A 25,974-nucleotide genomic window follows, 5' to 3' on the forward strand; every position below is an offset into this window, starting at 1 on the left:
TTTCGGAGGTTGCCTCGCCTCAGCGGCGCTGGTGCGCCTCGATCGCCGATTGGCAGGCCGCGCACCTGATGGCCGTGGGCTGCGCAAACAGCCGCGCGCGCGGAATCTCGCGGCGGCAGTCCTCGCAGACGCCGTAGCGGCCGTCGGACAGGCGCGCGAGCGCCTGCTCGATTTCCTCGAGCCTGGTGCGGTCGATCTCGATCTCGGCGAGGTGCACGTCGGCAGCGCGCTCGGTTTCGGCGTCGTCGGCATGGGTCGTCACTTCGCGTCCGCCCTCGGCGGACAGGAGTTCGGCCGTGGGAGCCGAGGCGCGGAGCTCGTCGAGGACCTGCCGCTTCATCGACTCGAGCTGCCGATGGAGGGTTTGGCGGTCGGTGGCATCGAGGTGTTTCATGGTCGTCTGTCCTTGCGATGAAATAGTGTGAGAAGGCCCCTGGCTGCCCATGGGGTGTGCGCGGCGCCCGCCCGGCGGTCGCCGGTGGTCATGAGCGGCCTCGGCGCGAGGCCGGAAGACGCACCGCCACGTAGGCGAGCCGGCGGTCGCGCATGACCAGCAGTGCGACGGTGTTTCCGCCCGGCACGCGGGCGATTGCCTGCCCGAGATCCTCGACGCGATACAGCTTCGTCGTGTTCACGGCCACGACCACGTCTCCCGCACGGATGCCTTCGCCGCGGGCGAGCCCGCCGGCTTCGCGCACCATCAGGCCGCTGTCGACCTTGAGCTGCAACCGCTGGGCGGGCGAGAGCTCGCCCAGGCTGAGGCCCAGGCCGTCGTTCCATTCGTGGGGCGCGGCCGTGAAGGACGTTCCGGCCGGGGCCGGCTGTACCGCCAGCGTCGCGCGCAGCATCCGGGGCGCGCCTTGGCGCCAGACCTGCATTTGCATCCGGCTGCCGGGTGGGCGTCGCGTGATCTGCTGCGGCAGGTCGGCGAACCTCTCGACGGGCCGGCCGTCGAGCGCGAGCAGGGCGTCGCCCTGCGCGAGACCGGCGGCCTGCGCCGGGCTGTCGGGGTCGACGCGGACCACCAGGGCGCCCGTCGCGGCCGGCAAACCGAAGGACTGGGCCAGCGCGGGTGTCATTTCCTGGAACTCGGCGCCCAGGTAGGCCCGGCGTACGCTGCCGTGCGCCTGCAGTTCGCCGGCAATGCGCATCGACAGGTCGATCGGCACGGCGAAGGACAGGCCCATGTACCCGCCGCTGCCGCTGTAGATCATCGAGTTGATGCCCACCACCTCCGCGCGGCTGTTGAACAGCGGGCTGCCCGAGCTTCCCGGGTTGATCGCGACGTCGGTCTGGATGAACGGGATATCGCCGGCGCCCGCCATGACGCGCCCGACCGCGCTCACCACGCCGGCGGTCACGCTGCCGTGGAAGCCGAAGGGCGAGCTGATCGCGGCAACCCAGTCGCCCGGCGCGAGCGCCGAGGAGTCGCCGATGACGGCCACGGGCAGGCCGGTTGCATCGATCTTCAGCAGCGCGACGTCGGTGCGCCGGTCCACGCCGGCCACGCGCGCCGTGAAGCGGCGGCCGTCGTCCAGCTGGACCTGCGCTTCGTCGATGTTCGTGACGACGTGCGCGCTGGTGAGAATCAGGCCGTCGCTGCGGATGATCAGGCCCGAAGCGAGGTCGCGGATCTGGCTGATGCGCGCGCTCGCGGGCAGGGGCCAGGCCAGGCGGTCGGCGAAATCGTGCTCCGGTGCGATCTCGAGTTCGATGTCTTCCGGGTTCAGGTCGCGGCCGATGCGCAGGGTGCTGATGTCGACCACCGACCGGCCGCGGCTGGCGAGCAGGGACGAGAAATCGGCGGAGCCCGGGGCCGCCTGCACGGCGCGAACCGGAGGTGCCGGCACCGGCAGGGGGGCAGGCTCCGGCTCCGGTTTCGGCGTCGTCGCGGCACATGCGCACAGCAGCGAGGCGCTGGCTGCCAGTGCCGCGGCAAGGCGGACGGCGCGATGCATCGCGTTCACGCAAGGAAGAAGCGTGGCCACGTCAGCTCGACTGCGGCGACAGCGTGACGGGGCGCGCCACGTCGTGCGAGTCTTCGGCCTCGCGCACGGCGGTGCCGAAGGCCTGCAGTCGGGCCGCGCAGCTGCCGTCGTCCACTTCGCGCATGGTGACGGAGGAACTCAGGATCGGCGCGCGGCCGAGGACGCGGGCGACTTCCGCCGCGGCGTTGGGCGCTCCCTGTCCACCCATCACCGACAGCACGGCGACATCGGGAAGCCGATCGCGCTGGCGTGCGACGAACGCGCGCATGGGGCTGGCGAGCTGCAGCATCCAGATCGGCGACACCAGCACCACGGCATCGAAGTCGCCAGGCGGCGGGCCGTCGTAGCGGATCGCGGGCTGCAGCCGGAAGAAGGAGTCGACCACGCAACGCAGGGTGCCAAGGGCGCCTTTTCGAGGGTGCGCTTCGGCCACGCTTGCAAGTTGCCAGTTCTGCTGGCTGCATAGCAGTTCCGCGACCCGGCGCGAAGTGCCCGTGTACGAATAGACGATCACCAGGATGTTGTTCATGGTTGCCTCAACTGCGTTCATGGATGGCCAATGTAGGCACTCGGGCAGGGCGTTGCCTTGCGCTGCATCAAGGGGCGCAGGGTGTGGCGGCCGCGGGCCGCGAGCTCCCGGATTCCTTGATGCAGCGCAAGGCGCGGCATCGGCTGCGGGGCGACGATTCCCTGCATCGGGGGCGACCCCAGACCCCAGCCGAAGGAACCATCATGAAGATCCTGCTTGCCGTCGACGGAAGCGACTACACGAACCGAATGCTGTCCTACCTGACCCGGCACAAGGAATGGTCGGGTGCGGGCCATGCCTTCACGGTCTTCCACGTGGTGCTGCCCGTGCCGCACCGCGCCGCCGCCTTCGCGGGGCCGGACATCGTGCACGGCTACTACGAGGACGATGCGCGGGTGGTGCTCGAGCCGGTGCGCGCGCTGCTTGCCGGCAGCGGCATCGAAGCCCGCTTCGAACACCGCATCGGCCACCCCGCCGAGGAGATCGCCGCGTTCGCGCAGAAGGGGCAGTTCGATCTGGTGATCATGGGCTCGCGTGGCCATGGTGCCCTGACGAACCTGGTACTGGGTTCCGTCGCCACCAAGGTGCTCGCGGCATGCACGGTGCCGGTCCTGCTGGTGCGCTGAATGAATGCCGTCGCCTTGGCGAGGAGCACGATCGCCGCCGCTTTGCTCGGCGCATTCGCGCTGGCGGGCGCGACGAGTGCCTGGGCGCAGCCTCGGTCGTGCCTGGAGCGGGTGCGGCCGGCATCGCAAACCGCCGACTTCTCGGCGGCCGCCGCGCGGCAGGCACCGGCGGTGGTGAGCATCATGGTCACGGGCTCCGGCAACGACCGGCCGGTTGTCGGCGACATGCGGCCCTTCGCATCGTGGGGGCAGGGCGCGGGCCGCAGTTTTGCTTCGGGATTCGTCATCGGCAGCGACGGCTTCATCCTGACCAGCGCGCACGCGTTGGCCGGCGCCCAGGCGATCTCCATCACCACCGCCGACCGGCGGCGGTTCGATGCCGAGATAGTGGGAATCGATCGCCCAACGGATGTCGCGCTGCTGAGAGTCGCCGCCTCCGGGCTGCCGGTCGTCGCCGTGGGCCGCGGCAGCGAGCTGTGCCCCGGCGAGTGGGTTGCCGCGATGGGGGCGCCGTTCGGCTTCGAGCAAAGCGTGACGGCGGGCGTGGTGAGCGCCAATCCGCGCTACGTTCCCGGAGGAAGCGGGGTGCCGCTGATACAGACCGATGTCGCACTGAACCCCGGCAACTCGGGCGGCCCCCTGTTCGACGAACGCGGCCAGGTGGTGGGCATGAACTCGATGATCTATTCCCCCGGCGGCGGGTATTTCGGCATGTCGTTCAGCCTGCCCATCGATACGGCGATGCGTGTCGCGGATGAACTCCGCGCGAGCGGTCGCGTAAGGCGAGGGCACATCGGCGCCCGCACCCAGCCCTTGACGGCCGAGCTGGCGCCGGCTTTCGGCCTTGCTGGCGCGCAGGGAGCGCTGGTTGTGCGGATCGACCCCGGCAGCCCGGCCGAGGAGGCGGGGCTGCGCAGCGGCGACGTGGTGCTGGCCGTGGGCGCCGACGCCGCGATGAGCTATGCCGACATACAGAACAGCGTGGCGGCAGCCCGAAAGGGCAGCCGCATCTCGCTGAAGATCTGGCGCCAAAGGGCCCCGTTGACGGTGCAGGTGGGCGTGGCCGAGAACGCGCCCGATGCCACGCCCCGGCTGGCCGTACGCACCGCCGCGCAGGAAACGCGCTTCGGGCTGGAGTTCGCCGAGCGCAAGGGTGTGCTGGGCATCAGCATGCCGTCTCCGGGGCTCTACGTGCAATCGGTCTCCGGCTCGGCCCAGCTTGCCGGATTGCATCATGGCGACATGCTGATCGCCGTCAACGACGTGGAGGTGGCAGACCTCGCGGACTTCGACGCGGCGATACGGTCCGTCCGCGACGCAGACACGGTCGCGCTGCTTGTCATGCGCGGTTCGGCCCGAAGCTATGTGCCTATCCTTCCGCGCGGCTCGCCGCATGCCCCGGTTGCTCGGAATGCAGGCGACAAAGCGGCACCGACCCCCTGAGGCTTTCGCAATGGAAAGATCGATCAGCTGCGGCGTTCTCGTGCTCGATCCGGCGGGCCGGCTGTTGCTTTGCCATGCGAGCGACAGCCGGTATTGGGACATTCCCAAGGGAATGCGAGAGGGGCAGGAGCAGGGCGCGCAGGCCGCCACGCGCGAGGCGCTCGAGGAGTGCGGCCTGCGGCTGCTGCCCGGGCAGCTGAGGGAAATCGGGCTTCTTCCCTATCGCAAGGGCAAGGACCTGTGGCTCTTCGCCGTGCTGGTGCGGCATTTCGAGGCGAAATCGTGCGTGTGCTCCAGCTTCTGCACGGATCGCCATGGGCGGCGGCGCCCCGAGATGGACGGATTCCGCTGGGCCGCATTCGAAGAGTTGCCGCAGCTTTGCGCACCCAGCCTTGTCGCCGTGCTGACACAGGCGATCTCGCTGGCAGGGATTCACGGGCAACTTCTGTACGAGGTGGGGCCGATCGACGCGGCACCCGAAGCACGCCCCCGTTGCGGGCTTGATCCCGAGCAAGGCCGCGCGCAGCCGATCGCTCAAGAATGATCGCGGTCCATTCCAGCAGCTCATCACGATCACGAGGTCTCCCGATGAACATCACATTGAACGCAGCCCTGCAAGCACTGGGGTTCTGCATCGCGACGCTCCTGGCCACGGGGGTGCTCGTGCTGGCGGGGCTGAATGAACGCAACAGCGCGCAGGAAAACCTCGCGTCCATCTCACACACAACGAAAGACCCACGATGAACTCCAGCCAGAACCGCCGAACCTTCGTGATTGCGCTCGCCGCGACCGGCATGGCAGCCTGCGCGACCAGCTCGTTCGCACAGGCCCGGCTCGACGAAAAAGACCCGCAGGCCGTCGCCCTCGGCTACACGGCCGACTCCACGAAAGTCGATGCGAAGAAATATCCGAAACACGACAACGCACAGCTGTGCAGCGGCTGCGCGCTGTGGCAATCCAAGCCGGCCGACGCGCAGGGCAACTGCGCACTGTTCGCAGGCAGGCAAGTCAATGCAAAGGGGTGGTGCAGCGCCTGGGCCAAGAAGGCATAGTCCGGCCCCGCGCGGCTGTCGAAAAAATCCCTCTTGAAATCAGCGGCAGCCGGCCTATCTTTTCCTCCGTCGGAAATTGGTCAACCGAAAAGGAGGTACTGAAATGACCATGAACTTGCTCAAGCAAATCGCCGGCTCCCGCCTACCTGTCTCGTTCTATCGCAGCGAGGACATCGATCAGGTCCGAATACTTCGGGCCGCCGGGCTGGTCGTCGCCCTGGTGCCATCGCCCTCGAACCCGCTGTCCTTGTCCGGTTCCGCCGCGGCCGCGCAGGTGCTGGCCGTTACGCAGAAGGGGCGCGAGGAACTGGCGAAATTCAACTATCCGGAATCACGGCCTCCGCGCTGGCGGAACCGCTCCGCGCGCTTCACTGCACGGCCGCGCTCCTATGCGAGCGGCCCTTCGCAGCCCGGCAGCGCGCGCCATCTGCCCCAGTAAGGGCTCCGGTCCTTTTTCAGGTCCTGTCTGTTCCAGATTCTTGGAGGCTCAGCCATGCACAGAACTTTCTTCCCACGCGACATGCTTGCCGAGATGGACCGCTTGCAGCGGGACATGCAGCAAGCTTTCGATCTGGCGCCGACGATCCGCGGCTTCGGCAGCAACGGTTTTCCGGCGCTGAACATCGGTGCCACGCCGCAGGCGGTGGAAATCCATGCGTTCGCACCGGGCGTCGACCCAGGCACATTGGAGGTCCAACTCGAACGCGGCCTCCTGACGATCGCGGGCAAGCGCGCGAGCGTGCTGCCCGAGGCGGACGCGAAGGCCGCCGTGCACATCAACGAGCGCTTCGAAGGCGCGTTTCGCCGCATGCTCACGCTGCCGGACGATGCGGACCCGGACGCGGTCGATGCAAAGCTCACCGACGGTGTGCTGCGCATCACCATTCGCCGGCGCGCGTCGGCCCAGCCTCGCCGCATTGCGGTCCAGTGAGACAAGAGGAGATGACGACCATGAGCAACGACATCCAGACTCGCTACACCGGTATGCCGGAGAGCGCTGAAGCGAAGGCGTCGCGCTATGGCAGCGCGGCCCTGACGCCGCCAGTGGACGTGATCGAGGACGCCGGCGGCATAACGCTCTATGCGGATCTTCCTGGCGTCGCGCGCGAGGGGCTTTCCCTTCACGTGGAGGCTGCCACCCTGACCATCGAGGCCGAGTCGAGCCTGACGGTTCCCGATGGCCTGAAGACCAGCCATACGGAAGTCGGGCTGGGACGGTTCCGCCGTGTCTTCACGCTAAGCAAGGAACTGGACACCGAAAAGGTGTCCGCGGAGCTTTCGCAGGGTGTCCTGAAGCTGCGGATTCCCAAGGCGGAGCACGCGAAGCCCAGGCGGATCAACGTGGAAGTGGCCTGAGCGCACGCGCTTCGAGCCGGGCGACCGGCTCGAAGCGCGTGGCAGGCCGTCATTGCAACGCGACCTCGCTGCCGTCCGCGGCGACCATGACGCCCGGCGAGGCTTCGTCGATCTCGATGGGAACCCCCATGTGCTTCGTGGCGCTCATGTCGCGTTCACCCGGGATGGTCACGAGCCCGAGGTTTCGCAGGTACTCGTCGCGCAGGGCCGGCGACAGCACGAACTTCCGCGGATAGGCGTTGTTGTTCTCCCTCCAATGCGCGGAGAGTTTCTCGGTCATCTGCAGGTAAAGAGTGGTCATCGTTCGATCGTACTGGTAGGCATGGCCCTACATCGCGATCGGCCGCGGCGCTCCAGAATTGCCACGGGGCGATATGAACACCGACGACAAGAAGCGGACACCTATGAGGATCAGCAATGCCGATGGACTTTCTTCGCCGCATCGAGGAGGCATCCTTCCCCCTGGCGGTTGTCGAGGAGGCCGACATCCAGTGCGCGGCGGTTCTGGCCGCTGCCAATCTCATCGAAGCGAGGCTGCCGCAACCGGGTGAGTCGCTCAGGCGGTCTGCCTTGATCTTGCGCATCACGCCGCTCGGTCGGGCCGAGCTTTCCCGATCGCGGCATCAGCGCGCATAGAGTTCTTCGGGGCCGCGCGGCGAAGGCTATGCCCAAAAGAAAACCCGCCGAAGCGGGCTAAATGGACAGCCAGGGAGGGAGGAGGGGGAGATTGGCTGCCCGAAATGAAGTGTAGCCCTTTTGTTTGCAGAAATCTCCTGCAGCGAAAAGATGCCCCGATGTGCCCTTGGGAGGAAGCGCTCGGTGGTGCCGCTCGAGGCGCACGACTTCGACCGCTGGTTGACCTGCACCGTGGAGGAAGCGCGCGACATGCTCATGCTGCCTGCCGAAAGAGTGATCGCTTCAGGCCCCCCGGTCGATGACGCTGCGCCGGCGGCAGAAGAAGCGTCGGCTGAGGCCCGATCTACTCGACCTTGGGGCCAAACGGCGGGCACGTAGGCACGCATTGACATGATTTGGGTGCCGGCCCCTCGGCCTTCAGGCTCCGTCGGTATTGCGAGCGTGATTCGGAGAGCGGAGAGCGGAGACCAGGTACCAGCCGTCGCCTTCTGCTCGAGTTCCACGAGCCGAAGCAGCGGTATTGCGTCAGAGAAAACCGCGACGGTCAGAGACGGGATTGGCCTGCCCGGAGGGGATCGAACCCCCGACAACCTGCTTAGAAGGCAGGTGCTCTATCCAACTGAGCTACGGGCAGATCCCGGCTGCAAAGAAGCCAGGAAAATCAAGGACTTGAGCGCGATTGCCCTCAAGTGGCAGCGGCGGATTCTACCGAGTTCCGCGTCATGATTCGCGGGGAGGGCGCTGCTTCGGGGCAAGCGCCGGACGACCCAACGAAAAAAGCACACAGCCGTTGAGAGACTGTGTGCTTTTCGATTTCTATTGGTCGGGGCGAAAGGATTCGAACCTTCGACCCTCTGGTCCCAAACCAGATGCGCTACCAGGCTGCGCTACACCCCGACAAGCCCTCTATTCTAGCCCGGATAAAAGGACTCTCAGCGTTTCTCGTACTGAGTCTTGCCGAAAAGAATCTCCCGCTCCTTGTCGCCGGTGATCGGCTGACGCAGATCGGCCAGAACTTTCACGCCGCGTTGCACGGCCGGGCGCGCGGCGATGCCGTCGAACCAGTCCTTCAGATGGGGGAAGTCGGTGAGGGTGATGCCCTGGTTTTCCCAGCTGCGCAGCCACGGGAAGATGGCGATGTCGGCGATCGAGTAGCTCTTGCCGGCGATGAACTTGCTTTTCGACAACTGCTTGTCGATCACGCCGTAGAGGCGCTTGGCTTCGTTGCTGTAGCGGTCGATGGCATAGGCGATTTTCTCGGGCGCGTACAGGCGGAAGTGGTGCGCCTGGCCAAGCATGGGGCCCACGCCGCCCATCTGGAACATCAGCCACTGCAGCACGTCGTAGCGCTCGCGGTCGCCGGTGGGCAGGAACCTGCCGGTCTTGCCAGCGAGGTAGACGAGGATGGCGCCCGATTCGAAGAGCGAGATCGGCTTGCCGTCCGGACCATTGGGGTCGGTGATGGCGGGGATCTTGTTGTTGGGGCTGACCCGAAGGAAGTCGGGCGCGAACTGGTCGCCCTTGCCGATGTTCACAGGGTGCGCGTGATACGGCAGCCCGCACTCCTCCAGCATGATGTGAATCTTGTGGCCGTTCGGCGTGGGCCATGAATAGACCTCGATGGGCGATGCGGGCATGTTGTCTGGCACTCCGGTGATGGGATGTGTTTGATTCGAGCCCGGCAGCATATACGTGCGAATTCAATCGCGTGCTGGCGCGGGAATTCGGAGTCTGGCTGGCGAAGCTTCCGAAAATTTCAGCCGACTTGCTTCTCGTGCAGGTTGCACCACATCCAGCTTTCACCAGGCTCGATCGACTGGATGACAGGGTGGCCTTCGGCGTGGGAGTGTCGCGTCGCATGACGGTTCTTCGACGAATCACAGCAGCCGATGTGCCCGCAATGCACGCACAGGCGCAGGTGGACCCAGGTGTCGCCGGTCTTCAGGCAGTCTTCGCAGCCGCGCTGTTGCTGGGCGTGGGGCTGGGCGATCTCGGCGGGCACGTGCTCACAGGGTTTGATGGGCAACTTCGGACTCCTTCTGGTTTGAGCTGATGCGCCGTTCAGGCCACGGCCGAGGCCTGCGACAGGTGCTGGTGAATCAGCGCGACCGCGGCCGCGCCTTCGCCGATGGCGCCGCCCACGCGCTTGACCGAGCCTGAACGTACGTCACCGACGGCGAACACGCCCGGCACGCTCGATTCGAGCGTCGCGGACGGCCGCGCAGGAAAGCCGCGGCTGGCGGCGTCCCCGGTCAGCACGAAGCCATGCTTGTCGACCGCCACGCCACAGCCGTCGAGCCATGAGGTTTCCGGCTCCGCGCCGACGAAGAGAAAGATGTTGCGCGCCGCGCAGTCATGTTCGTTGCCGGAGGTGTGACAGCGCCATGTCGCGCCCGTGAGGCCTTCGTCGGAGCCGCCATGCAGGCGAACGAGCTCGGTGTGCGGCTGCAGCGAGATGTTGGGCGTGGCCTCGATCCGGTCGATCAGGTAGCGCGACATGCTGGCGGCGAGCGACGGCCCACGCACAAGCACATTGACCTTGGCCGCATGGCGCGACAGGAACACTGCGGCCTGGCCGGCCGAGTTGCCGCCGCCGACCAGGGCGACCTCTTGTTGCGCGCAGATCTTCGCCTCGATCGCCGAGGCCCAATACCAGACGCCTCGGCCTTCGAATTCGGCAAGCCTCGGAACTTCAGGGCGGCGGTAGCGAGCGCCACTGGCGATGACCACCGTACGCGCATGGATCGTCCGGCCATCGGCCAGCGCGACGGCCAGACTCTCGAGCGCGTTCTCGCGCGAGCAGTCGAGCGACACGACCTTGGCCGGAATCAGCATCTCCACGCCGAATTTCTGGGCCTGCACGAACGCGCGGCCCGCCAGCGCCTGTCCCGAGATGCCGGTTGGAAAGCCCAGGTAGTTCTCGATGCGCGCGCTGGCACCGGCCTGGCCGCCGAACGCGCGGCAGTCGAGCACGATCACGCGCAGCCCTTCGGAGGCCGCGTATACCGCAGTCGCCAGTCCGGCGGGCCCGGCACCGACGACGGCCACGTCGTACAGCTCGTTGCGCTCGGCCGTGTCGACCATGCCGAGGCAGCGCGCCAGCGCATCGTCGCTCGGGTTGACCAGCACCGATCCGTCCGGGCACACCGCCAGCAGCTTGCAGGCGCCGTACTGGGCAAGCAGCGCGGCGGCGTCGTGGTCTTGCGCGGCGTCGACCAGGTGATATGGATAGCCGTTGCGGCGCAGGAAGTTTTCAAGCCGCGCCATGTCGGGCGACTGCGGCTGGCCGATCAGGACCGGCCCGCTGGCACCCGATTCGATCAGCGCCACGCGCCGCAGGATCAGCGCGCGGGTGATGCGCTCGCCGAGGTCGGCCTCGGCCACCAGCAGCGCACGCAGCTGCGCGGGCGACACCAGCAGCGCTTCCACATCCTCGTCGGCGTGGCCGTCGACGAGGGCAGGGCGGCCGCTCAGCTGGCCGACCTCGGCGAGGAATTCGCCCGGCCCCTGCCGCAAGATCGGCACCACATGACCGAGCCCGTCGCGTTGCGTGACAGCCACGACGCCTTTCAGCAGCACGAACATGCCGGGGCCTGTTTCGCCCGCGGTGAACAGCCGGGTGCCGCGCGCGAACTGCTGCACGGTGCCGAAGCGTGCAATGCGCGCAATCTCGGTGTCACTGAGGACGGGGAAAGTCTGGTGGAGGCGGCTGTTGTCAGCGCCGTTGGCGGCGGTTGTGGCCATGGGTGGAGCTCCATTTCGCGAATCCACCGCATTAAACGACGAAGCCGGCCCAAGTGGTTCGCAGCCGTTTTTACGGGTGGCTTGGGGCTGTAACGGCGTCACGCACCTGCAATGTTCCTGACATGCCCGCTTCATCGCAGGTACGGAGACTCCCTCGGCAGAAAGGGTTCCCCATGAAAGAACTGCCCAACCCGACGTTTCCGCTTTCGCAGATAGGGCTTCGCGCGGCCTTGTGGCCCGCTCCCGCGACCGGTGCTTCCACCGTTGCCGCCCGTACGTCGGTGCCCCAGGCGCCGGCGGTCATCCTGCCGCAGGCCGTCGAGTCCAAGCAAGGCATCACAGTCGGCTGGGCCCGTCATGTCGACGACGTGCGCGCTGCCCAGCGTCTTCGCTACGACGTTTTCGTCGGTGAAATGGGTGCCCGGGTTTCCTCGCCGCTGGCCGGCCACGACATCGACCTGTTCGACGACTTCTGCGAGCACCTCCTGGTGCGCGATGAGCTGACCCAGCAAGTCATCGGCACCTACCGCGTGCTCACGCCGGCCCAGGCCCGCCGGGTCGGCAGCACCTACAGCGATACTGAATTCGACCTCACCCGCCTGCGCGACCTGCGCGAGCGCATGGTCGAACTGGGCCGCAGCTGCGTGCATCCTGATCATCGTCAAGGCGGCGTGATCCTCGCGCTCTGGGGTGCCCTGGCCGGCTTCATGCACCGCAACAAGCTGGACACGATGATCGGCTGCGCGAGCATTCCGATGTCACATAACGGTGTCACGAATGGTGATGCCGCCGCCAGCATCTGGCGCCAGGTTTCGGCCAAGCACATGGCACCCATCCAATATCAGGTGCAGCCGCGCCTGCCGCTACCGGTCGAGCGCCTCGACACCACGCTCGACGTGGAGCCCCCGGCGCTCATCAAGGGCTACCTGCGCCTGGGTGCGAAAGTGCTCGGCGCGCCGGCCTGGGACCCGGATTTCAACGCGGCCGACCTGCCGATGCTGATGCGCATCGACGACCTGCCGGCGCGTTACCGCAAGCATTTCCTGGGCGCATGAAGCCGGCGGCCGACCGGCCCGAAACCGGGTCGCTCGCTTCTACATCTGGAGCCCTTGGCCAGCAACCTGCTGGGGCCGAGGCGTCACCGAATAGTCATGGAACTGTCACAAGAGGGGCTGACACTGTCATATTTCAGCCTGTGTTTCCTCCTGTGTCGCCTGCTTCAGAATCAGTGTCCATGTCACCCGCCCCCGCAAACCCGTCCCTCGACGTTGCGGCCCCCGAGTTCACATTGCTGGACCGCGACCACAGCATTCTTTCGTTCAACGAGCGCGTGCTCGACTGGGCGCACCGCAAAGAGGTGCCGCTGATCGAGCGACTGCGCTACCTGTGCATCGTTTCGTCGAATCTCGACGAGTTCTTCGAGGTCCGCGCCGCCCCGCATCTGATTGCGGGCAGCGCCGGCGACCACAAGGGCACCTACACCGTCGAATCGTTCCAGCGGCTGGCCGAAGCGGCTCACAAGCTGGTGGCGCGCCAGTACGCGCTGTACAACGACGAGCTGATGCCGACCTTCGCGACGCACGGCATCCGCATCATTTCGCACGGCGAGCGCAATCCGGCGCAGCGCAAATGGGTCAGCGAGTATTTCGAGCGCGAGGTGCGCCCGCTGCTGATTCCGGTCGGCCTCGATCCGGCGCATCCGTTCCCGCAGGTCGCGAACAAATCGCTCAACTTCATCGTCAGGCTGGGCGGTAAAGATGCTTTCGGGCGTGAAAACCCGATCCAGATCGTCAAGCTGCCGCGCGTGCTGCCGCGTCTGATCAAGATGCCGGCCAAGGTGTCGGAGGGCAAGACGCTCTTTGTGGCGCTTTCCAGCGTGGTGCGTGCGCACCTGAGCAGCATGTTTCCGGGGCGCGAGGTGGGCGACTTCTCGCAGTTCCGCGTGACGCGGCATTCCGACCTGGCCGTGGACGAGGAAGACGTCAAGAACCTGCGCACGGCGTTGCGTCAAGGCTTGCAGCACCGGCACTATGGCCAGGCCGTACGTCTCGAGGTCTCGGCGAGTTGCGCCGAATCTCTCGCGAGCTTCCTGCTGGCGCAATTCAATCTGCCGCCCGAGGCGCTGTACCGAGTGCATGGGCCGGTGAACTTGGCCCGGCTCACGCAACTGGCCGACCTGCTCGACGAGCCGCAGCTGCGTTTTCCGCCGTACCGCGCGTCTTACCCTGTGACCTTGTCGCCTGGCCAGTCATTCTTCGAGCAGCTGCAGCGCGGCGACGTGCTGATCCACCAGCCCTTCGAGAGCTTCGAGGGGGTGCTGGCCTTCCTGCGCGAGGCGGTGCAAGACCCGCAGGTGCTGGCGATCAAGCAGACCATCTACCGCACGGGCGCGGATTCGGAAATGATGGACCTGCTGCGCGAAGCCGTTCGGCGCGGCAAGGAAGTCACGGTGGTCGTGGAGCTGAAGGCCCGCTTCGACGAAGAAGCCAACATCAACTGGGCCGAGATGCTCGAGTCGATCGGCGCGCAGGTGGTGTACGGCGTGGTCGGTCTCAAGACCCACGCCAAGATGCTGCTGGTGACGCGGCGCGAGGGCAAGCAGTTGCGCCGCTACGGCCATCTTTCCACGGGCAACTACAACCCGCGCACCGCCAGGCTCTACACCGACATCAGCCACCTCACGGCCGATCCGCTGTTGACGGCGGACATGGAGGCCGTCTTCGTGCACCTGGCGAGCCAGAGCCGGCTGCCGAAGCTCAACCGCATGTGGCTGGCGCCGTTCGACCTGCACAAGAACATCATTGCGCAGATCGATGCGCTGGGCCTGGCTGCCGCCGCGGGACAGCCGACACGCATCGTCGCCAAGATGAATGCGTTGACCGACGACGAAATCATCGCTTCGCTGATCCGTGCGGGGCAGAGGGGCGTGAAGATCGACCTGATCGTGCGCGGCGCCTGCACGCTGCCGGCGCAGGTGCCGGGCATTACCGACAACATCCGGGTGCGCTCGGTGATCGGCCGCTTCCTGGAGCATTCTCGGGTCTTCTATTTCCGCAATGGCGATGACGAGTCGCTGTACCTGTCGAGCGCTGACTGGATGAACCGCAACATGATGCGGCGCATCGAGCTTGCATGGCCGGTGACGGACCCGGGCTTGCGCCAGCGGCTGATCGACGAGTGCCTGGTGGCTTATCTGCACGACGGCCGGGACGCCTGGGATCTGGGCGCGAGCGGCAGCTACACGCGCGTCGACCGCGATACGCAATCGGGCGAAGCGGGCTCATCGCCCGTCGTCGATGCCCACGGTGCGCAGGCGGCGCTGATGAATCGCTACGCGTCACGAGGGCATCTCAGCGATGCATCCAGCAACTGAAGATCGAAAGACGATGACCATGGACTTGATCTTCTGGCGCCACGCCGAAGCCGAGGACTGGACCGAGGGTTGCGACGACATGCAGCGCTCGCTCACCGGGCGCGGCGAAAAGCAGGCCAAGCGGATGGCGGCATGGCTTGATCGGCAACTGCCGGATGGCACGCGCATCATCTGCAGCCCGGCGCGGCGCTGCGAGCAGACTGCGCTGGCGCTGGGCCGCAAGTACAAGCTGCGTTCGGAACTCGCTCCGGACACCACCGCCGAGGCGCTGCTCGGCGCGGCCGGATGGCCCAATGGCAAATCGGTTGTGCTGATGATCGGCCACCAGCCGTCGGTGGGGCAGGCGATCTCGCTGCTGCTGGGCCTGAAGCAGGACAGCTGCCCGGTGCGCAAGGGGGCGTTGTGGTGGATCCGCACGCGCGAACGCGACGGCGATGTGCAGACCGTCGTGGTGACGGTGCAATCGCCGGAGTTGCTCTGATCAGATAGGCAAAGAGGCTGGCGGGCGAGGGCGCTCAGCAGCCGCTGAGTTCCACCCGCCAGTTGCTTGTCTTCTGCCAGGCCAGAACTTCTTCGCGCAGCAAATGCGCCGATTGCGGATACGCCTCGGCCCAATCGGGAGCGCAGGCGATGGTGAATGCCCGCGCACCCAACGCCGCGAGATGCAGTGCCCGTGGATCGGGGTCGCGCCTTGCGTGGCACAGGATCACCGCGAGCCGCAACGACAGCAGTTGCATAACGAAGGTCTCGTCGTCCAACGAGGCTTCGAGCTTGCGAAGCTTGCCGCGCTGGCCCAGCACCAATTGGCCCAGCGCGTGGAGTTCGTTGACCGCAAAGCCCGGTGCGTCGGTGTTGTCGAGGATGTAGGCGCCGTGCTTGTGGTAGTCGCTGTGCGATACCAGCGTGCCGATCTCGTGCAGTTGTGCTGCCCACCCGAGCTTGCGCAGCGCCCGGCCGGCCCGGTTGGTGGTACTGCCGCCGCGCGCAGCGGGCGATAGCTGCACGAAGAGTGCTGCGGCGGTATCGCCGACACGCCGGGCCTGCTCCGGATCAACCGCGAACCGGTTGGCCAGCCGCGCCACGGTGGTGGTGCGCATGTCGGCGACGCTCTCGTCGCGTTCCAGCAACTCGTAGAGCACACCATGGCGCAGCGCGCCCTGGGCGACCTTCATTTCGTCGATGGAAAGGAGGTCGAAAACCGCGCGCAGCACGCTCAGACCGCCGCCGATCACGGCCTTGCGGTCTTCGCGCATGCCGTCGATGCGCAGCTTGTCGGCGCTGCCGGCCTTGAGCAGGCGGTCGAGCAGCCAGTCGAGACCGTCTCGTGTGACGAGGCCGGGTTCGCCGCCCGCCGCAGCCAGCACGTCGCCGACCGCGCCAATGGTGCCCGAGGCGCCGTAGGCCACGTCCCATTGGTCGCGCATGTAGCTGCCGAGCGCATCGTCGAGTACGGCCTTGGCCGCGACTTCGGCGGCGCGGAAAGCCGTCTGGGTGAAGAGGCCTTCGCCGAAGTGCTTCATGGACCACGCGACGCTGCCGACGCGGTACGACTCCATGCGGTCGGCTTCCATGGCATGGCCGATGATCATTTCGGTCGAGCGCCCCCCGATGTCGACCACCAGCCGGCGTTCGCGGTCGGAGGCATCGTTGTGCGGCAGCATGTGCGCCACACCCTGATAGATGAGGCGGGCTTCCTCCCGCCCCGGGATCACGTCGATGCCGAACCCCAGAATGGTGCGCGCGCGCAACAGGAATTCTTCACGGTTGCGGGCTTCGCGCAGGGTCTGCGTTGCCACGGCCCTGACCTGCGAACGCTTGAATCCCGCCAGACGCTCGCCGAAGCGGGCGAGGGCGTCCCAGCCGCGCTGCATGGCTTCGGTGGTCAGGTTGCGTGCGCTGTCCAGGCCGTTGCCCTGTCGCACCGTTTCCTTGAGGTATTCGGTGCGGTGGATCTGGCCGTGGTCGACCTGTCCGATTTCGAGCCGGAAACTGTTCGACCCCAGGTCGACTGCCGCGAGGCGGGTGCCGTTTTGCATGTGTTCTGAAAGAGAGGCGGGGATTCTTCGTGTTGGATCGTAGCGCCGTGACAGGACGCGCCGCCGCCGGATCCCGCTGTGGCGGGTTTCAAGAGGCTAGGTGCGGCAAATGACCGTTGTGTGACAGCGTCACACGAAGCGTCAGTGAAGGAAAGGCATTTTCCCTCGGTAGAGGGGTGTCATATTGATGTCACAGAAGCTTTTTAGAGTCCGTCCCAAGCCCGAAAAGGGACTACTTCTTACCTCTAAAGGAAGCTTCATGAAAACGACGTTCAAATTTGCAACAGCCGGCCTCGTGGCTGCGGTGTTCTCCCTTCCCGCCTTCGCACAAGACGTGACCGGCGCCGGCGCCAGCTTCCCGGCTCCGCTTTACGCCAAGTGGGCTTCCGACTTCAACAAGGCTACCGGCGTCAAGATCAACTATCAGTCGGTCGGCTCGGGCGCCGGCATCAAGCAGATCGAAGCCAAGACCGTCGATTTCGGCGCTTCGGACGCTCCCCTCAAGGACGAAGAACTCCAGGCCAAAGGCCTGATGCAGTTCCCCACCGTCATCGGCGGCGTGATCCCCGTGGTCAACATCCAGGGTGTGAAGCCCGGCGAGCTGAAGCTCAACGGCCAGGTCCTGGGCGACATCTACCTGGGCAAGATCACCAAGTGGAACGACCCCGCCATCAAGGCACTGAACGGTTCGCTGAACCTTCCGGACGCTGCAATCGCACCGGTCCGCCGCGCTGACGGTTCGGGCACCAGCTTCCTGTTCACCAACTACCTGAGCAAGGTCAATGCCGAGTGGAAGTCCAAGGTCGGCGAAGGCACCGCCGTGAACTGGCCCACCGGCGCGGGCGGCAAGGGCAATGAAGGCGTCGCAGCCTTCGTGAACCGCCTGCCGAACTCGATCGGCTACGTCGAATACGCCTACGTCAAGCAGAACAAGATGACGTACGCCCAGATGCAGAACGCCGCCGGTACCTTCGTGTCGCCCGACGACTCGGCATTCAAGGCCGCCGCAGCCGGCGCCGAATGGAACAAGAGCTTCTATCAGGTGCTGACCAACCAGGCCGGCAAGGATGCATGGCCCATCACCGGCGCCACCTTCATCCTGATGCACAAGGTGCAGGACAAGCCCGCCAACGCGACCACCGTGCTGAAGTTCTTCGACTGGGCCTACAAGAGCGGCGACAAGACGGCCGACGATCTCGACTACGTGCCGATGCCCGACACCGTGAAGGCCACCATTGCCAAGGCATGGGGTGAGGTGAAGGATTCGTCAGGCAAGCCCGTCGCGTTCAAGTAAACCTGCCCATCTGTCCAGGACGGCGCGCCCATGAGCAATTCTTCGCTCGAGGACGCGCCGCTTTCGTCTTTGCCGGAGCGCCCCGTGTCATCCACCTTTCCCGCCGCCACCACCTCTCTCGACCTCGCGGCCGAGCGCGGTCGTGCCACCGCACCTCCGCCGCCCGTGAAGGCACCGCGTTCCGGCCCGATGGCCGACCGGCTGTTCGGCTGGGCCGCCAAGGGCGCCGCATTGCTGACGCTTGCGATGCTCATCGGCATCCTGCTGTCCCTGATTGCCGGCGCCTGGCCCGCCATCTCGAAATACGGCCTCGGTTTTCTCACGAGCAGCGTGTGGGACCCGGTCAAGGACGAGTACGGCGGTCTGGTGATGATCTACGGCACGCTCGCCACCTCGTTCATCGCACTGGTGATCGCGGTGCCGGTGAGCTTCGGCATTGCGCTCTTCCTTACCGAACTTTCGCCCAGCTGGCTCAAGCGCCCGCTGGGTACGGCCATCGAACTGCTGGCTGCGGTGCCTTCCATCGTGTACGGCATGTGGGGCCTGCTGGTGTTCGGGCCGATCCTGTCGGCCTGGGTGCAGCAGCCGTTGCAGAAGCTGCTCTCCGGCGTGCCATACCTCGGAGCCCTGGTTTCCGGTCCGCCCGTGGGCATCGGTATTCTGTCGGCCGGCATCATCCTCGCGATCATGATCATTCCGTTCATCGCCTCGGTGATGCGCGACGTGTTCGAAGTGACTCCGCCCCTGCTGAAGGAGTCGGCCTACGGTCTCGGCTCCACCACCTGGGAGGTCGTCTCCAAGGTGGTGCTGCCCTACACCAAGGCAGGCGTGATCGGCGGCATCATGCTCGGTCTCGGCCGCGCGCTGGGTGAAACGATGGCGGTCACGTTCGTTATCGGCAACATGAACCAGCTCAACTCCCTTTCCGTGTTCGAGGCTGCGAACAGCATCACCTCGGCACTCGCCAACGAATTCGCCGAAGCCGGCGCGGGCCTGCACCAGGCCGCGCTGATGTATCTCGGCCTCGTGCTGTTCTTCATCACCTTCATCGTGCTGTCGCTCTCCAAGATGCTGCTGGCCAAGATGAAGAAGAGCGAAGGAACCAAGTCGTGAGCACCGCTCAGAACCTTCTCTCGGCCAAGGCATTGGCCGAAACGCGCCAGGCCAAATTCGCCGCGCGCAACCGTGTCAACAAGATCGCGCTCGCGCTGTCGCTGGCCGCAATGGCCTTCGGCGTGTTCTGGCTGATCTGGATCCTCTGGGAAACGCTGCGCCAGGGCGTGGGTGGCCTTGCCATCGCCACCTTCACTCAGATGACGCCGCCTCCGAACGAGGTGGGCGGCATCGCGAACGCGATCTTCGGCTCGTTCGTGATGGTGATGCTGGCCACCTTCGTGGGCACGCCCATCGGCATCATGGCCGGCATCTATCTGGCCGAGTACAACCCCAAGGGCTGGCTCGCCTCCGTCACGCGCTTCGTCAACGACATCCTGCTGTCGGCGCCGTCGATCGTGATCGGCTTGTTCGTCTATGCCGTGGTGGTGGCCTACTTCAAGACCTTCTCGGGCCTGGCCGGCGCCCTTGCGCTGGCGCTGATCGTGATTCCGGTGGTGATCCGCACCACCGAGAACATGCTGCAACTGGTGCCGCCGGGCCTGCGCGAAGCGGCCTACGCACTTGGTACGCCGAAGTGGAAGGTCATCATCAGCATCACGCTGCGCGCCGCCCGCGCGGGTGTGGTCACCGGTGTGCTGCTGGCCGTGGCGCGCATCGCGGGCGAAACCGCGCCGCTGCTCTTCACTGCCCTGAACAACCAGTTCTGGACCGCCGACGTGAGCCAGCCGATGGCCAGCCTGCCGGTCACGATCTTCAAGTTCGCGATGAGCCCGTACGAGAACTGGCAACAGCTGGCATGGGCCGGCGTGTTCCTTATCACGATTGCCGTGCTTGCCCTCAACATCCTGGCGCGGGTACTGACGCGCAACAAACATTGAATCCGGAAGAAGACAACAACATGCCAAATACCGTTGCACAACCGTCGCGCTCGAAGATCTCGGTCAAGGACCTGAACTTCTATTACGGCAAGTTCCACGCGCTCAAGGGCATCAATCTCGAAATTCCCGAGAACAAGGTCACGGCTTTCATTGGCCCCTCGGGCTGCGGCAAGTCGACCCTGCTGCGTACCTTCAACCGCATGTTCGAGCTCTATCCGGAGCAACGCGCCGAGGGCACCATCGCCCTCGACGGCGAGAACCTGCTGACCTCGAAGCAGGACGTGGCGCTGATCCGCGCCAAGGTCGGCATGGTGTTCCAGAAGCCCACGCCGTTCCCGATGTCGATCTACGACAACATCGCCTTCGGCGTGAAGCTGTTCGAGAACCTCTCGCCCAGCGAAATGGACGACCGCGTCGAATGGGCCCTGAAGAAGGCCGCGCTGTGGACCGAAGTGCGCGACAAGCTGCAGCAAAGCGGCTCGGGCCTCTCCGGCGGCCAGCAGCAGCGTCTGTGCATCGCGCGCGGCATCGCGATCAAGCCCGAGGTGCTGCTGCTTGATGAACCCTGTTCGGCACTCGACCCCATCTCTACCGCGAAGATCGAGGAACTGATCGCCGAGCTCAAGAATGAATACACGGTGGTCATCGTGACGCACAACATGCAGCAGGCCGCCCGCTGCAGCGACTACACCGCCTATATGTACCTCGGCGACCTGATCGAGTTCGGCGCTACCGAACAGATGTTCTTCAAGCCGCAGCGCAAGGAGACCGAGGACTACATCACCGGCCGTTTCGGTTGAAGTCAAAGGAGACAACATGACCGAGAAACACCTCTCCAGCCAGTTCGACAGCGAGCTCAACGGCGTTTCGTCGCGCGTGATGGAGCTCGGCGGCATGGTCGAATCGCAGATCAACCAGGCCGTGTACGCGCTGCTGMAGTTCGACTCCGAAGCAGCCAACCGCGTGATGGAAACCGAGCACCGCGTCAACGCGATGGAAATCGACATCGACCGCGAACTGTCCTCCATCATCGCGCGCCGCCAGCCCACCGCACGCGACCTGCGGCTGCTGATCGCCATCAGCAAGACCACCGCCAACCTCGAACGCGTGGGCGACGAAGCCAACAAGATCGCTCGCATGGTCAAGTCGATCATCGAGAGCGGGGCAGCCCGGCAGTTGCCCACGACCGAACTGCGCATTGCCGCCGACCTTGCTGCGGGCCTGCTGCGCAAGGCGCTCGACGCTTTCGCACGGCTCGACACCGCCGCGGCGCTGTCGATCCTGAAGGACGACGACCTGATCGACAAGGAGTTCGACGGTTTCGTCCGCAAGCTGGTCACCTACATGATGGAAGACCCGCGCACCATCTCGGCCAGCCTGGACCTGCTGTTCCTGGCCAAGGCCATCGAACGTATCGGCGATCACGCGAAGAACATCGCCGAATTCATCATCTACATCGTCAAGGGTGCCGATGTGCGGCACACTTCGATGCAGGAAATCGAGTCCGCGCTGCAGTAACAACCGCGGCAAGACTCCCAAGCAAGCATGAAGAAACCCCGAGTCCTGATCGTCGAAGACGAGTCCTCGATCGCCGAGCTGATCGCCGTCAACCTGCGCCACAACGGCTTCGAGCCGATCTGGTCGGAAGATGGCGCCGCGGCCCAGCGCGAGATCGACGCCTTCCTGCCGGATCTGATCCTGCTCGACTGGATGCTGCCGGGCCAGAGCGGCCTGCAGCTCGCGCGCCAGTGGCGCAAGGACCCGCGCACCAAGGCCATCCCGATCCTGATGCTCACCGCGCGCGGCGACGAACCCGACAAGGTTGCCGGCCTCGATGCCGGTGCCGACGACTACATCACCAAGCCGTTCTCCACCCAGGAAATGCTGGCCCGCATCCGTGCGGTGCTGCGTCGCCGGGCGCCGGAAGTGGTCACCGAGCGCGTCGAGATCGGCGAACTGGCCCTCGATACCTCCACCCATCGTGTGACCTGGCAGGGCGGCGCGCTGAAGGTCGGCCCGACCGAATTCAAGCTGCTGGCCTATCTGATGCAGCATGCCGAGCGCGTGCACAGCCGTGCGCAGTTGCTCGACAAGGTTTGGGGCGACCACGTCTATATCGAGGAGCGCACGGTCGACGTGCACGTCAAGCGCCTGCGCGAATCGCTGGGTGCGGCGGCGCCGATGGTCGAAACCGTCCGCGGAGCGGGCTACCGCCTGACCGCCCAAGTCACGGTTTGACCGTCGTGGTGCCCCTTGGCTGCGGGCGCGGATAATCGCCCGCCATGCCTTTTCGAATTGCTACATTTTTAATAGCATCTCTCCTTTTGGGGGCGGGTGCTGTTGCCATTTTTGGCTGGGGGTTCGGGTGGCTGGGTGCTTGGCTTGGTGCGGTGCTCTGGCTGGGGTTGGACGCTTGGCGGGCCGATCGCCTGCTGCGGGTGTTGCGCAACGATGCCAGTGGGTTGCCATCTCGCGGGCCCGGTGTCTGGGGCGAGCTCTCCGAACGCATCCGCAAGCTGCTGCGCGACCGCGAGCAGCAGACCCGCCAAGCTGAAGATCGCCTGCAGGAGTTCCTTGCTGCAATCCAGGCATCGCCCAACGGCGTGGTGCTGCTCGATGAGCAGGGCCGCATCGAGTGGTGCAACCAGACAGCCGCCAGCCAGTTCGGCATCGATGCCGAGCGCGATCTGGCACAGCATCTGGCGAATCTCGTGCGCGACCCCGCTTTCGTGGCGTATCTCGCATCCTGGAACTACAGCCGCGACGTGGTCATTGATGCCCCCGGACTCGGCCACGGCCATCAGCGCAGCCATCCGGTTCGTCTTTCGGTGCAGGTGCATCCTTATGCCGGCAATCGCCGCATGCTGCTCACGCGCGACATCACCGCGCTGGAGCAGGCCGAGGCGATGCGGCGTGATTTCGTGGCCAACGTGTCACATGAAATCCGCACACCGCTCACGGTGCTGGCAGGCTTCGTGGAGACCCTTCAGAACCTCCCGCTCGATGCGGACGAGCGCATGCGCTACCTGTCGCTGATGGGGCAGCAGTCGCATCGCATGGAGACTCTGGTGAACGATCTGCTGACGCTGTCGCGGCTCGAAGGCAGCGCACCGCCCTCCGGCAGCCAATGGATTCGCATCCGTGCGCTGTTTGCGCAGTGCGAGGACGAGGGGCGCGGCCTTTCGGGGCGCCTGACGCCGCAAGGACACCGGCTGTCGTTCACCGTCGATGCCGAGTCCGAAGTGTCGGGCGCGCCGACCGAGTTGCAGAGTGCGATGTCCAACCTGCTGAGCAATGCGATCCGCTACACGCCCGGAGGTGGCGAGGTGGCCGTTAGCTGGCGCGTGCTGCCGGACGGGCGAGGCGAATATGCCGTGAAAGATACCGGCCCGGGCATCGCCGCCGAGCACATTCCGCGGCTGACCGAGCGCTTCTATCGCATCGACCGCAGCCGCTCTCGCGAAACCGGAGGCACCGGGCTGGGGCTGGCGATCGTCAAGCACATCGCGCAGCGGCATGGCGCGGAGCTGCGCATCGAAAGCACGGTGGGCAAGGGCTCCCGCTTCGCGCTGGTGTTTCCGGCGGCACGTGTGCGAGAAGCGCGCGTGATGGCGAAATAGGCCTTCTAGCCCTTTTTCTTTATCCCGCGCGCTGGCGCATCGTCCAGCGCAGAAGCGCGCCGAAGAGCAGGGCGGTCAGGGCGAGCGCGGCGGCACTCATGATCCAGAACGCCAGCGGCGACTGCATTGCCGTCCAGGGCCCGAGGCCGCGGTAAGCAAGCAGATAGCTGCCTCCCAGGCCGACTCCCCACAGCATCGTGCAGTAGATCACCAGCGGCGCCAGCGTGACCCGATAGCAGCGCAGAACAAAAACACAAAAGGTCTGCACGGCATCGGCGAAGTGGTAAAGCGCCACCGCCAGCAGCAGCGCACCCGCCATCGCAATGACGACCGGGTTGTCGGAGTACACGTTGGCGAGTTCGTTTCGCAGCAGGGCCATGACGGCGGCATAGAACAGCGCGCAGAGAGCAGTCAGCTCGAAGCCCATGCGGCAGGCGTGCTGGGCCTTGGCGTCATCGCCGGCGCCGAGCCAGAAACTCACGCGAGCGCTGGTCGCGATGGCCAGCGACAGCGGCGTCATGTAGGCCACGGCCAAAAGGTTCGAAGCGATCTGGTGCGCCGCCGCGGCAGCGGTGCCAAGGCGCGCGATGAACAGGGCCATCAGCGTGAACGACGTGACTTCAACGAGCACCGCCAACCCGCCTGGCACGCCGAGCCGCGCGAACTTGCTGATCTGCCGCCAGTCGGGCGCTTCGATGCGCTTCCAGAGCCCGTAGCCGCCATAGAACGGCTGGTTGCGCAGCAGCCAGATGGCGCAGCCGAGCATGGTCCAGTTCACGCACAGCGTGGCCCAGCCGCAGCCCACGAGCCCCATGGCCGGCAGGCCCGCGCCGCCGAAGGTGAACCAGATGGACAACGGCAGCTTCACGACCAGCGAGCCCAACTGCAGCCACGTCACAAGCTTGGGCTTGCCCAGGCTCTGGTTGAGCGTGCTGAAAAGGCGAAAGAGCAGGGCGGGTGCCAGCGCGAAGGCCAGCACGGCAAGGTAGGCCTCGACTTCGCCGCGCATCTCCGCCGGCACCTGGGTCCATTGCAGGACCGAACCCGGCAGCAGCAGGATCACCATGCCGACCACGATGGCGATGGCCGCGAGGTAGAGCGATTGCCGCACCGACCGGCCCACCTCGTCGCCGCGCCCGCCACCGTGCAACTCCGCCCAGATGGGCAGCAGCGCCTGAAGAACGCCCATCAGGGAGACATACACGCTGATGAAGACGGCGGCCCCAACCGACAACGCAGCCAGCGCATTCTCGGAATAGCGGCCCGCGATGATGGTGTCGGTCACGCCGAAGGCCATCACGGCCAGCTGGCCGACGAGCACCGTGCCCGCATGCCGCGCGATCAGAGCCCGTTCGCTCCTCACTGCGGCGGGATCTTCTGGTAGAGCAGGAGGTCGTCAGCCGGGCTGCTGGGACGGCGCAGCGTACCGGCGAAGCGCCACTGGTCGAAGGGGATGATGGTGTGCAGCCGCTCGATCGTGTCGGGGCTGACCAGCAGCCACGGGCAATCCGTGCCCAGCAGCAGCGGCTGAACGTTGAAGTTGCCGTGATGGCGCAGTGCTGCAATGTGTGGACGGCTCAGCGCCAACTCCGCGATGCAGCGCGGCTGGCCGACGCGCTCGGCAACGGCGCGGATCTGCGGGATGTAGCTGCGTGCGTAGTCGATGGGCGGCAGCCACAGCGTCATCAGCAGCATCCAGCACAGGGCCGTGCCACCGGCCGGCAGCACCAGCGTCTTCCAGAGTGCCGCACGGTGCCGCCCCGTGCGCCAGCGCACCAGCCAGCACCAGGCGATGGTCGCGGCCACGGCGAGTACCACGGCGATCGGCGAAAACTCGGGCACGAAACCGGGCACCAGCCGCGCGACGCTGGCCGCGGGTTTGGGCGGCACGCCGGTCTGCATCGCTATCCAGTAGATCCAGCCCAGCACGGCGAGTCCACTGAAGAAAAGAACATTGAACCAGTCGATCAGTGCGGCGGCGCTGCGCCGGAAGGTAGGCAATGCGAAGGCCGCGAGCGTGGCGAAGGCAGGCAGGGCCAGCAGAAGCGAACGGTCGGAGTAGTCTGTGGTCCAGGTGGCGGCCAGCGGCACCAGCGCGAACCAGAAGGGCAGTGCGACGTGGCGCGCAGTGAGCTGTCGCCGCCAGCGCCAGAGCGTCCAGATGGCGAGGGGCCAGACCGGCCAGGTGAACCAGAGCAGCAGCTTGGCCTGGCCGCGCACGTCGCCCACCAGGGTGTTGCCCATCACGGTGATCTTCCACGTCGGTAGCTTCAGGCTGAAGAC

Annotated in this window: 28 protein-coding genes, 2 tRNA genes and 1 pseudogene; 19 read left to right on the forward strand and 12 right to left on the reverse strand. The window is 65.9% G+C overall.

Annotation, left to right across the window (positions count from 1 at the left end; genetic code table 11):
* Positions 1-19 precede the first annotated feature (19 nt).
* The 3 genes from QMO14_RS23605 to QMO14_RS23615 all read right to left on the reverse strand — a co-directional run bounded on the left by QMO14_RS23605 (position 20) and on the right by QMO14_RS23615 (position 2,517).
* Positions 20-394: a TraR/DksA C4-type zinc finger protein gene (locus QMO14_RS23605; RefSeq protein WP_301510150.1), complete on the reverse strand. Its 375-nt coding sequence runs from the start codon at positions 392-394 to the stop codon at positions 20-22.
* A gap of 88 nt (positions 395-482) precedes the next feature.
* The gene (locus QMO14_RS23610) at positions 483-1,958 is read right to left on the reverse strand and encodes a trypsin-like peptidase domain-containing protein (RefSeq protein ID WP_301510151.1); all 1,476 of its coding nucleotides are present in this window, start codon (positions 1,956-1,958) and stop codon (positions 483-485) included.
* A 31-nt stretch (positions 1,959-1,989) separates the two neighbouring features.
* Positions 1,990-2,517, reverse strand: a complete 528-nt coding sequence (locus tag QMO14_RS23615) for a flavodoxin (protein ID WP_301510152.1) — start codon at positions 2,515-2,517, stop codon at positions 1,990-1,992.
* Between the two features lie 203 nt (positions 2,518-2,720).
* Here QMO14_RS23615 and QMO14_RS23620 point away from each other — a divergent pair, with 203 nt between their 5' ends.
* From QMO14_RS23620 to QMO14_RS23655, 8 genes are all read left to right on the forward strand, one after another.
* Positions 2,721-3,143, forward strand: coding sequence for a universal stress protein (locus QMO14_RS23620; protein ID WP_301510153.1), 423 nt, complete (start codon positions 2,721-2,723; stop codon positions 3,141-3,143).
* Positions 3,144-4,586, forward strand: a complete 1,443-nt coding sequence (locus QMO14_RS23625) for a trypsin-like peptidase domain-containing protein (RefSeq protein WP_301510154.1) — start codon at positions 3,144-3,146, stop codon at positions 4,584-4,586.
* 10 nt (positions 4,587-4,596) lie between these two features.
* On the forward strand, positions 4,597-5,130 hold the full coding sequence (locus QMO14_RS23630; RefSeq protein WP_301510155.1) for an NUDIX hydrolase: 534 nt from the start codon (positions 4,597-4,599) through the stop codon (positions 5,128-5,130).
* A gap of 44 nt (positions 5,131-5,174) precedes the next feature.
* Positions 5,175-5,330: a hypothetical protein gene (locus QMO14_RS23635; protein WP_301510156.1), complete on the forward strand. Its 156-nt coding sequence runs from the start codon at positions 5,175-5,177 to the stop codon at positions 5,328-5,330.
* Complete coding sequence (locus QMO14_RS23640) at positions 5,327-5,638, forward strand: high-potential iron-sulfur protein (protein ID WP_301510157.1); 312 nt, start codon at positions 5,327-5,329, stop codon at positions 5,636-5,638. The genes QMO14_RS23635 and QMO14_RS23640 overlap by 4 nt, the downstream gene beginning before the upstream one ends.
* A 103-nt stretch (positions 5,639-5,741) precedes the next feature.
* Positions 5,742-6,077 carry a hypothetical protein gene (locus QMO14_RS23645; protein ID WP_301510158.1) on the forward strand — a complete coding sequence of 112 codons (336 nt, stop codon included), beginning with the start codon at positions 5,742-5,744 and terminating at the stop codon, positions 6,075-6,077.
* 54 nt (positions 6,078-6,131) lie between these two features.
* Positions 6,132-6,569, forward strand: a complete 438-nt coding sequence (locus QMO14_RS23650) for an Hsp20/alpha crystallin family protein (RefSeq protein WP_301510159.1) — start codon at positions 6,132-6,134, stop codon at positions 6,567-6,569.
* A gap of 53 nt (positions 6,570-6,622) precedes the next feature.
* Positions 6,623-6,994 (forward strand): Hsp20/alpha crystallin family protein, encoded by a 372-nt coding sequence (locus QMO14_RS23655; RefSeq protein ID WP_301510175.1) that lies wholly within the window; start codon positions 6,623-6,625, stop codon positions 6,992-6,994.
* A 49-nt stretch (positions 6,995-7,043) separates the two neighbouring features.
* Here QMO14_RS23655 and QMO14_RS23660 read toward each other — a convergent pair whose 3' ends face one another.
* A complete protein-coding gene (locus tag QMO14_RS23660; RefSeq protein WP_301510160.1) occupies positions 7,044-7,295 on the reverse strand; it encodes a hypothetical protein in 252 nt (83 codons plus the stop codon).
* Between the two features lie 116 nt (positions 7,296-7,411).
* Here QMO14_RS23660 and QMO14_RS23665 point away from each other — a divergent pair, with 116 nt between their 5' ends.
* Positions 7,412-7,630 (forward strand): hypothetical protein, encoded by a 219-nt coding sequence (locus QMO14_RS23665; RefSeq protein WP_301510161.1) that lies wholly within the window; start codon positions 7,412-7,414, stop codon positions 7,628-7,630.
* Between the two features lie 557 nt (positions 7,631-8,187).
* On the opposite strand, the gene QMO14_RS23670 is transcribed toward QMO14_RS23665, so the two are convergent.
* From QMO14_RS23670 to QMO14_RS23690, 5 genes are all read right to left on the reverse strand, one after another.
* Positions 8,188-8,264 (reverse strand) — tRNA-Arg (locus tag QMO14_RS23670).
* Positions 8,265-8,450: 186 nt separating this feature from the next.
* Positions 8,451-8,527: transfer RNA gene (locus QMO14_RS23675), tRNA-Pro, on the reverse strand.
* Positions 8,528-8,562: 35 nt separating this feature from the next.
* Entirely contained in the window at positions 8,563-9,267 is a 705-nt protein-coding gene (locus QMO14_RS23680; protein WP_301510162.1) for a glutathione binding-like protein, read from the reverse strand.
* 119 nt (positions 9,268-9,386) lie between these two features.
* Positions 9,387-9,632, reverse strand: coding sequence for a UBP-type zinc finger domain-containing protein (locus QMO14_RS23685; protein ID WP_301510176.1), 246 nt, complete (start codon positions 9,630-9,632; stop codon positions 9,387-9,389).
* Between the two features lie 59 nt (positions 9,633-9,691).
* Positions 9,692-11,374, reverse strand: coding sequence for an FAD-dependent oxidoreductase (locus tag QMO14_RS23690; protein ID WP_301510163.1), 1,683 nt, complete (start codon positions 11,372-11,374; stop codon positions 9,692-9,694).
* 173 nt (positions 11,375-11,547) lie between these two features.
* On the opposite strand from QMO14_RS23690, the gene QMO14_RS23695 reads away from it, so the two are divergent.
* From QMO14_RS23695 to QMO14_RS23705, 3 genes are all read left to right on the forward strand, one after another.
* Entirely contained in the window at positions 11,548-12,429 is an 882-nt protein-coding gene (locus QMO14_RS23695) for a GNAT family N-acetyltransferase (RefSeq protein WP_301510164.1), read from the forward strand.
* 179 nt (positions 12,430-12,608) lie between these two features.
* On the forward strand, positions 12,609-14,747 hold the full coding sequence (ppk1, locus tag QMO14_RS23700) for a polyphosphate kinase 1 (protein ID WP_301510165.1): 2,139 nt from the start codon (positions 12,609-12,611) through the stop codon (positions 14,745-14,747).
* 19 nt (positions 14,748-14,766) lie between these two features.
* Positions 14,767-15,228, forward strand: coding sequence for a histidine phosphatase family protein (locus QMO14_RS23705; protein ID WP_301510177.1), 462 nt, complete (start codon positions 14,767-14,769; stop codon positions 15,226-15,228).
* A 34-nt stretch (positions 15,229-15,262) separates the two neighbouring features.
* On the opposite strand, the gene QMO14_RS23710 is transcribed toward QMO14_RS23705, so the two are convergent.
* The gene (locus QMO14_RS23710; RefSeq protein ID WP_301510166.1) at positions 15,263-16,783 is read right to left on the reverse strand and encodes a Ppx/GppA phosphatase family protein; all 1,521 of its coding nucleotides are present in this window, start codon (positions 16,781-16,783) and stop codon (positions 15,263-15,265) included.
* A 259-nt stretch (positions 16,784-17,042) separates the two neighbouring features.
* Between QMO14_RS23710 and pstS the strand changes: the two genes are divergently transcribed.
* From pstS to phoR, 7 genes are read left to right on the forward strand one after another with little or no spacing between them, the layout of a single operon-like run.
* Entirely contained in the window at positions 17,043-18,077 is a 1,035-nt protein-coding gene (gene pstS, locus QMO14_RS23715) for a phosphate ABC transporter substrate-binding protein PstS (protein WP_301510167.1), read from the forward strand.
* 30 nt (positions 18,078-18,107) lie between these two features.
* Positions 18,108-19,190, forward strand: coding sequence for a phosphate ABC transporter permease subunit PstC (gene pstC, locus QMO14_RS23720; RefSeq protein ID WP_301510168.1), 1,083 nt, complete (start codon positions 18,108-18,110; stop codon positions 19,188-19,190).
* Positions 19,187-20,071, forward strand: coding sequence for a phosphate ABC transporter permease PstA (gene pstA / locus QMO14_RS23725; RefSeq protein WP_301510169.1), 885 nt, complete (start codon positions 19,187-19,189; stop codon positions 20,069-20,071). The genes pstC and pstA overlap by 4 nt, the downstream gene beginning before the upstream one ends.
* A gap of 20 nt (positions 20,072-20,091) precedes the next feature.
* Positions 20,092-20,871, forward strand: coding sequence for a phosphate ABC transporter ATP-binding protein PstB (gene pstB, locus QMO14_RS23730; protein WP_301510170.1), 780 nt, complete (start codon positions 20,092-20,094; stop codon positions 20,869-20,871).
* 16 nt (positions 20,872-20,887) lie between these two features.
* Positions 20,888-21,589, forward strand: a complete 702-nt coding sequence (gene phoU / locus QMO14_RS23735) for a phosphate signaling complex protein PhoU (protein WP_301510171.1) — start codon at positions 20,888-20,890, stop codon at positions 21,587-21,589.
* Between the two features lie 27 nt (positions 21,590-21,616).
* On the forward strand, positions 21,617-22,309 hold the full coding sequence (gene phoB / locus QMO14_RS23740) for a phosphate regulon transcriptional regulator PhoB (RefSeq protein ID WP_007836652.1): 693 nt from the start codon (positions 21,617-21,619) through the stop codon (positions 22,307-22,309).
* A 44-nt stretch (positions 22,310-22,353) separates the two neighbouring features.
* Entirely contained in the window at positions 22,354-23,691 is a 1,338-nt protein-coding gene (gene phoR / locus QMO14_RS23745) for a phosphate regulon sensor histidine kinase PhoR (RefSeq protein ID WP_301510172.1), read from the forward strand.
* A 19-nt stretch (positions 23,692-23,710) separates the two neighbouring features.
* Here the strand turns inward: phoR and QMO14_RS23750 are convergent, their stop codons facing one another.
* Both QMO14_RS23750 and QMO14_RS23755 read right to left on the reverse strand, forming a co-directional pair.
* Entirely contained in the window at positions 23,711-25,054 is a 1,344-nt protein-coding gene (locus QMO14_RS23750; protein WP_301510173.1) for an MATE family efflux transporter, read from the reverse strand.
* A pseudogene (locus tag QMO14_RS23755) lies at positions 25,051-25,974 on the reverse strand (hypothetical protein); the annotation flags it as partial. The pseudogene QMO14_RS23755 and the gene QMO14_RS23750, both read right to left, overlap by 4 nt.

This window comes from Variovorax sp. CAN15 (genome assembly GCF_030462475.1).
Classification (GTDB): Bacteria; Pseudomonadota; Gammaproteobacteria; order Burkholderiales; family Burkholderiaceae_C; genus Variovorax.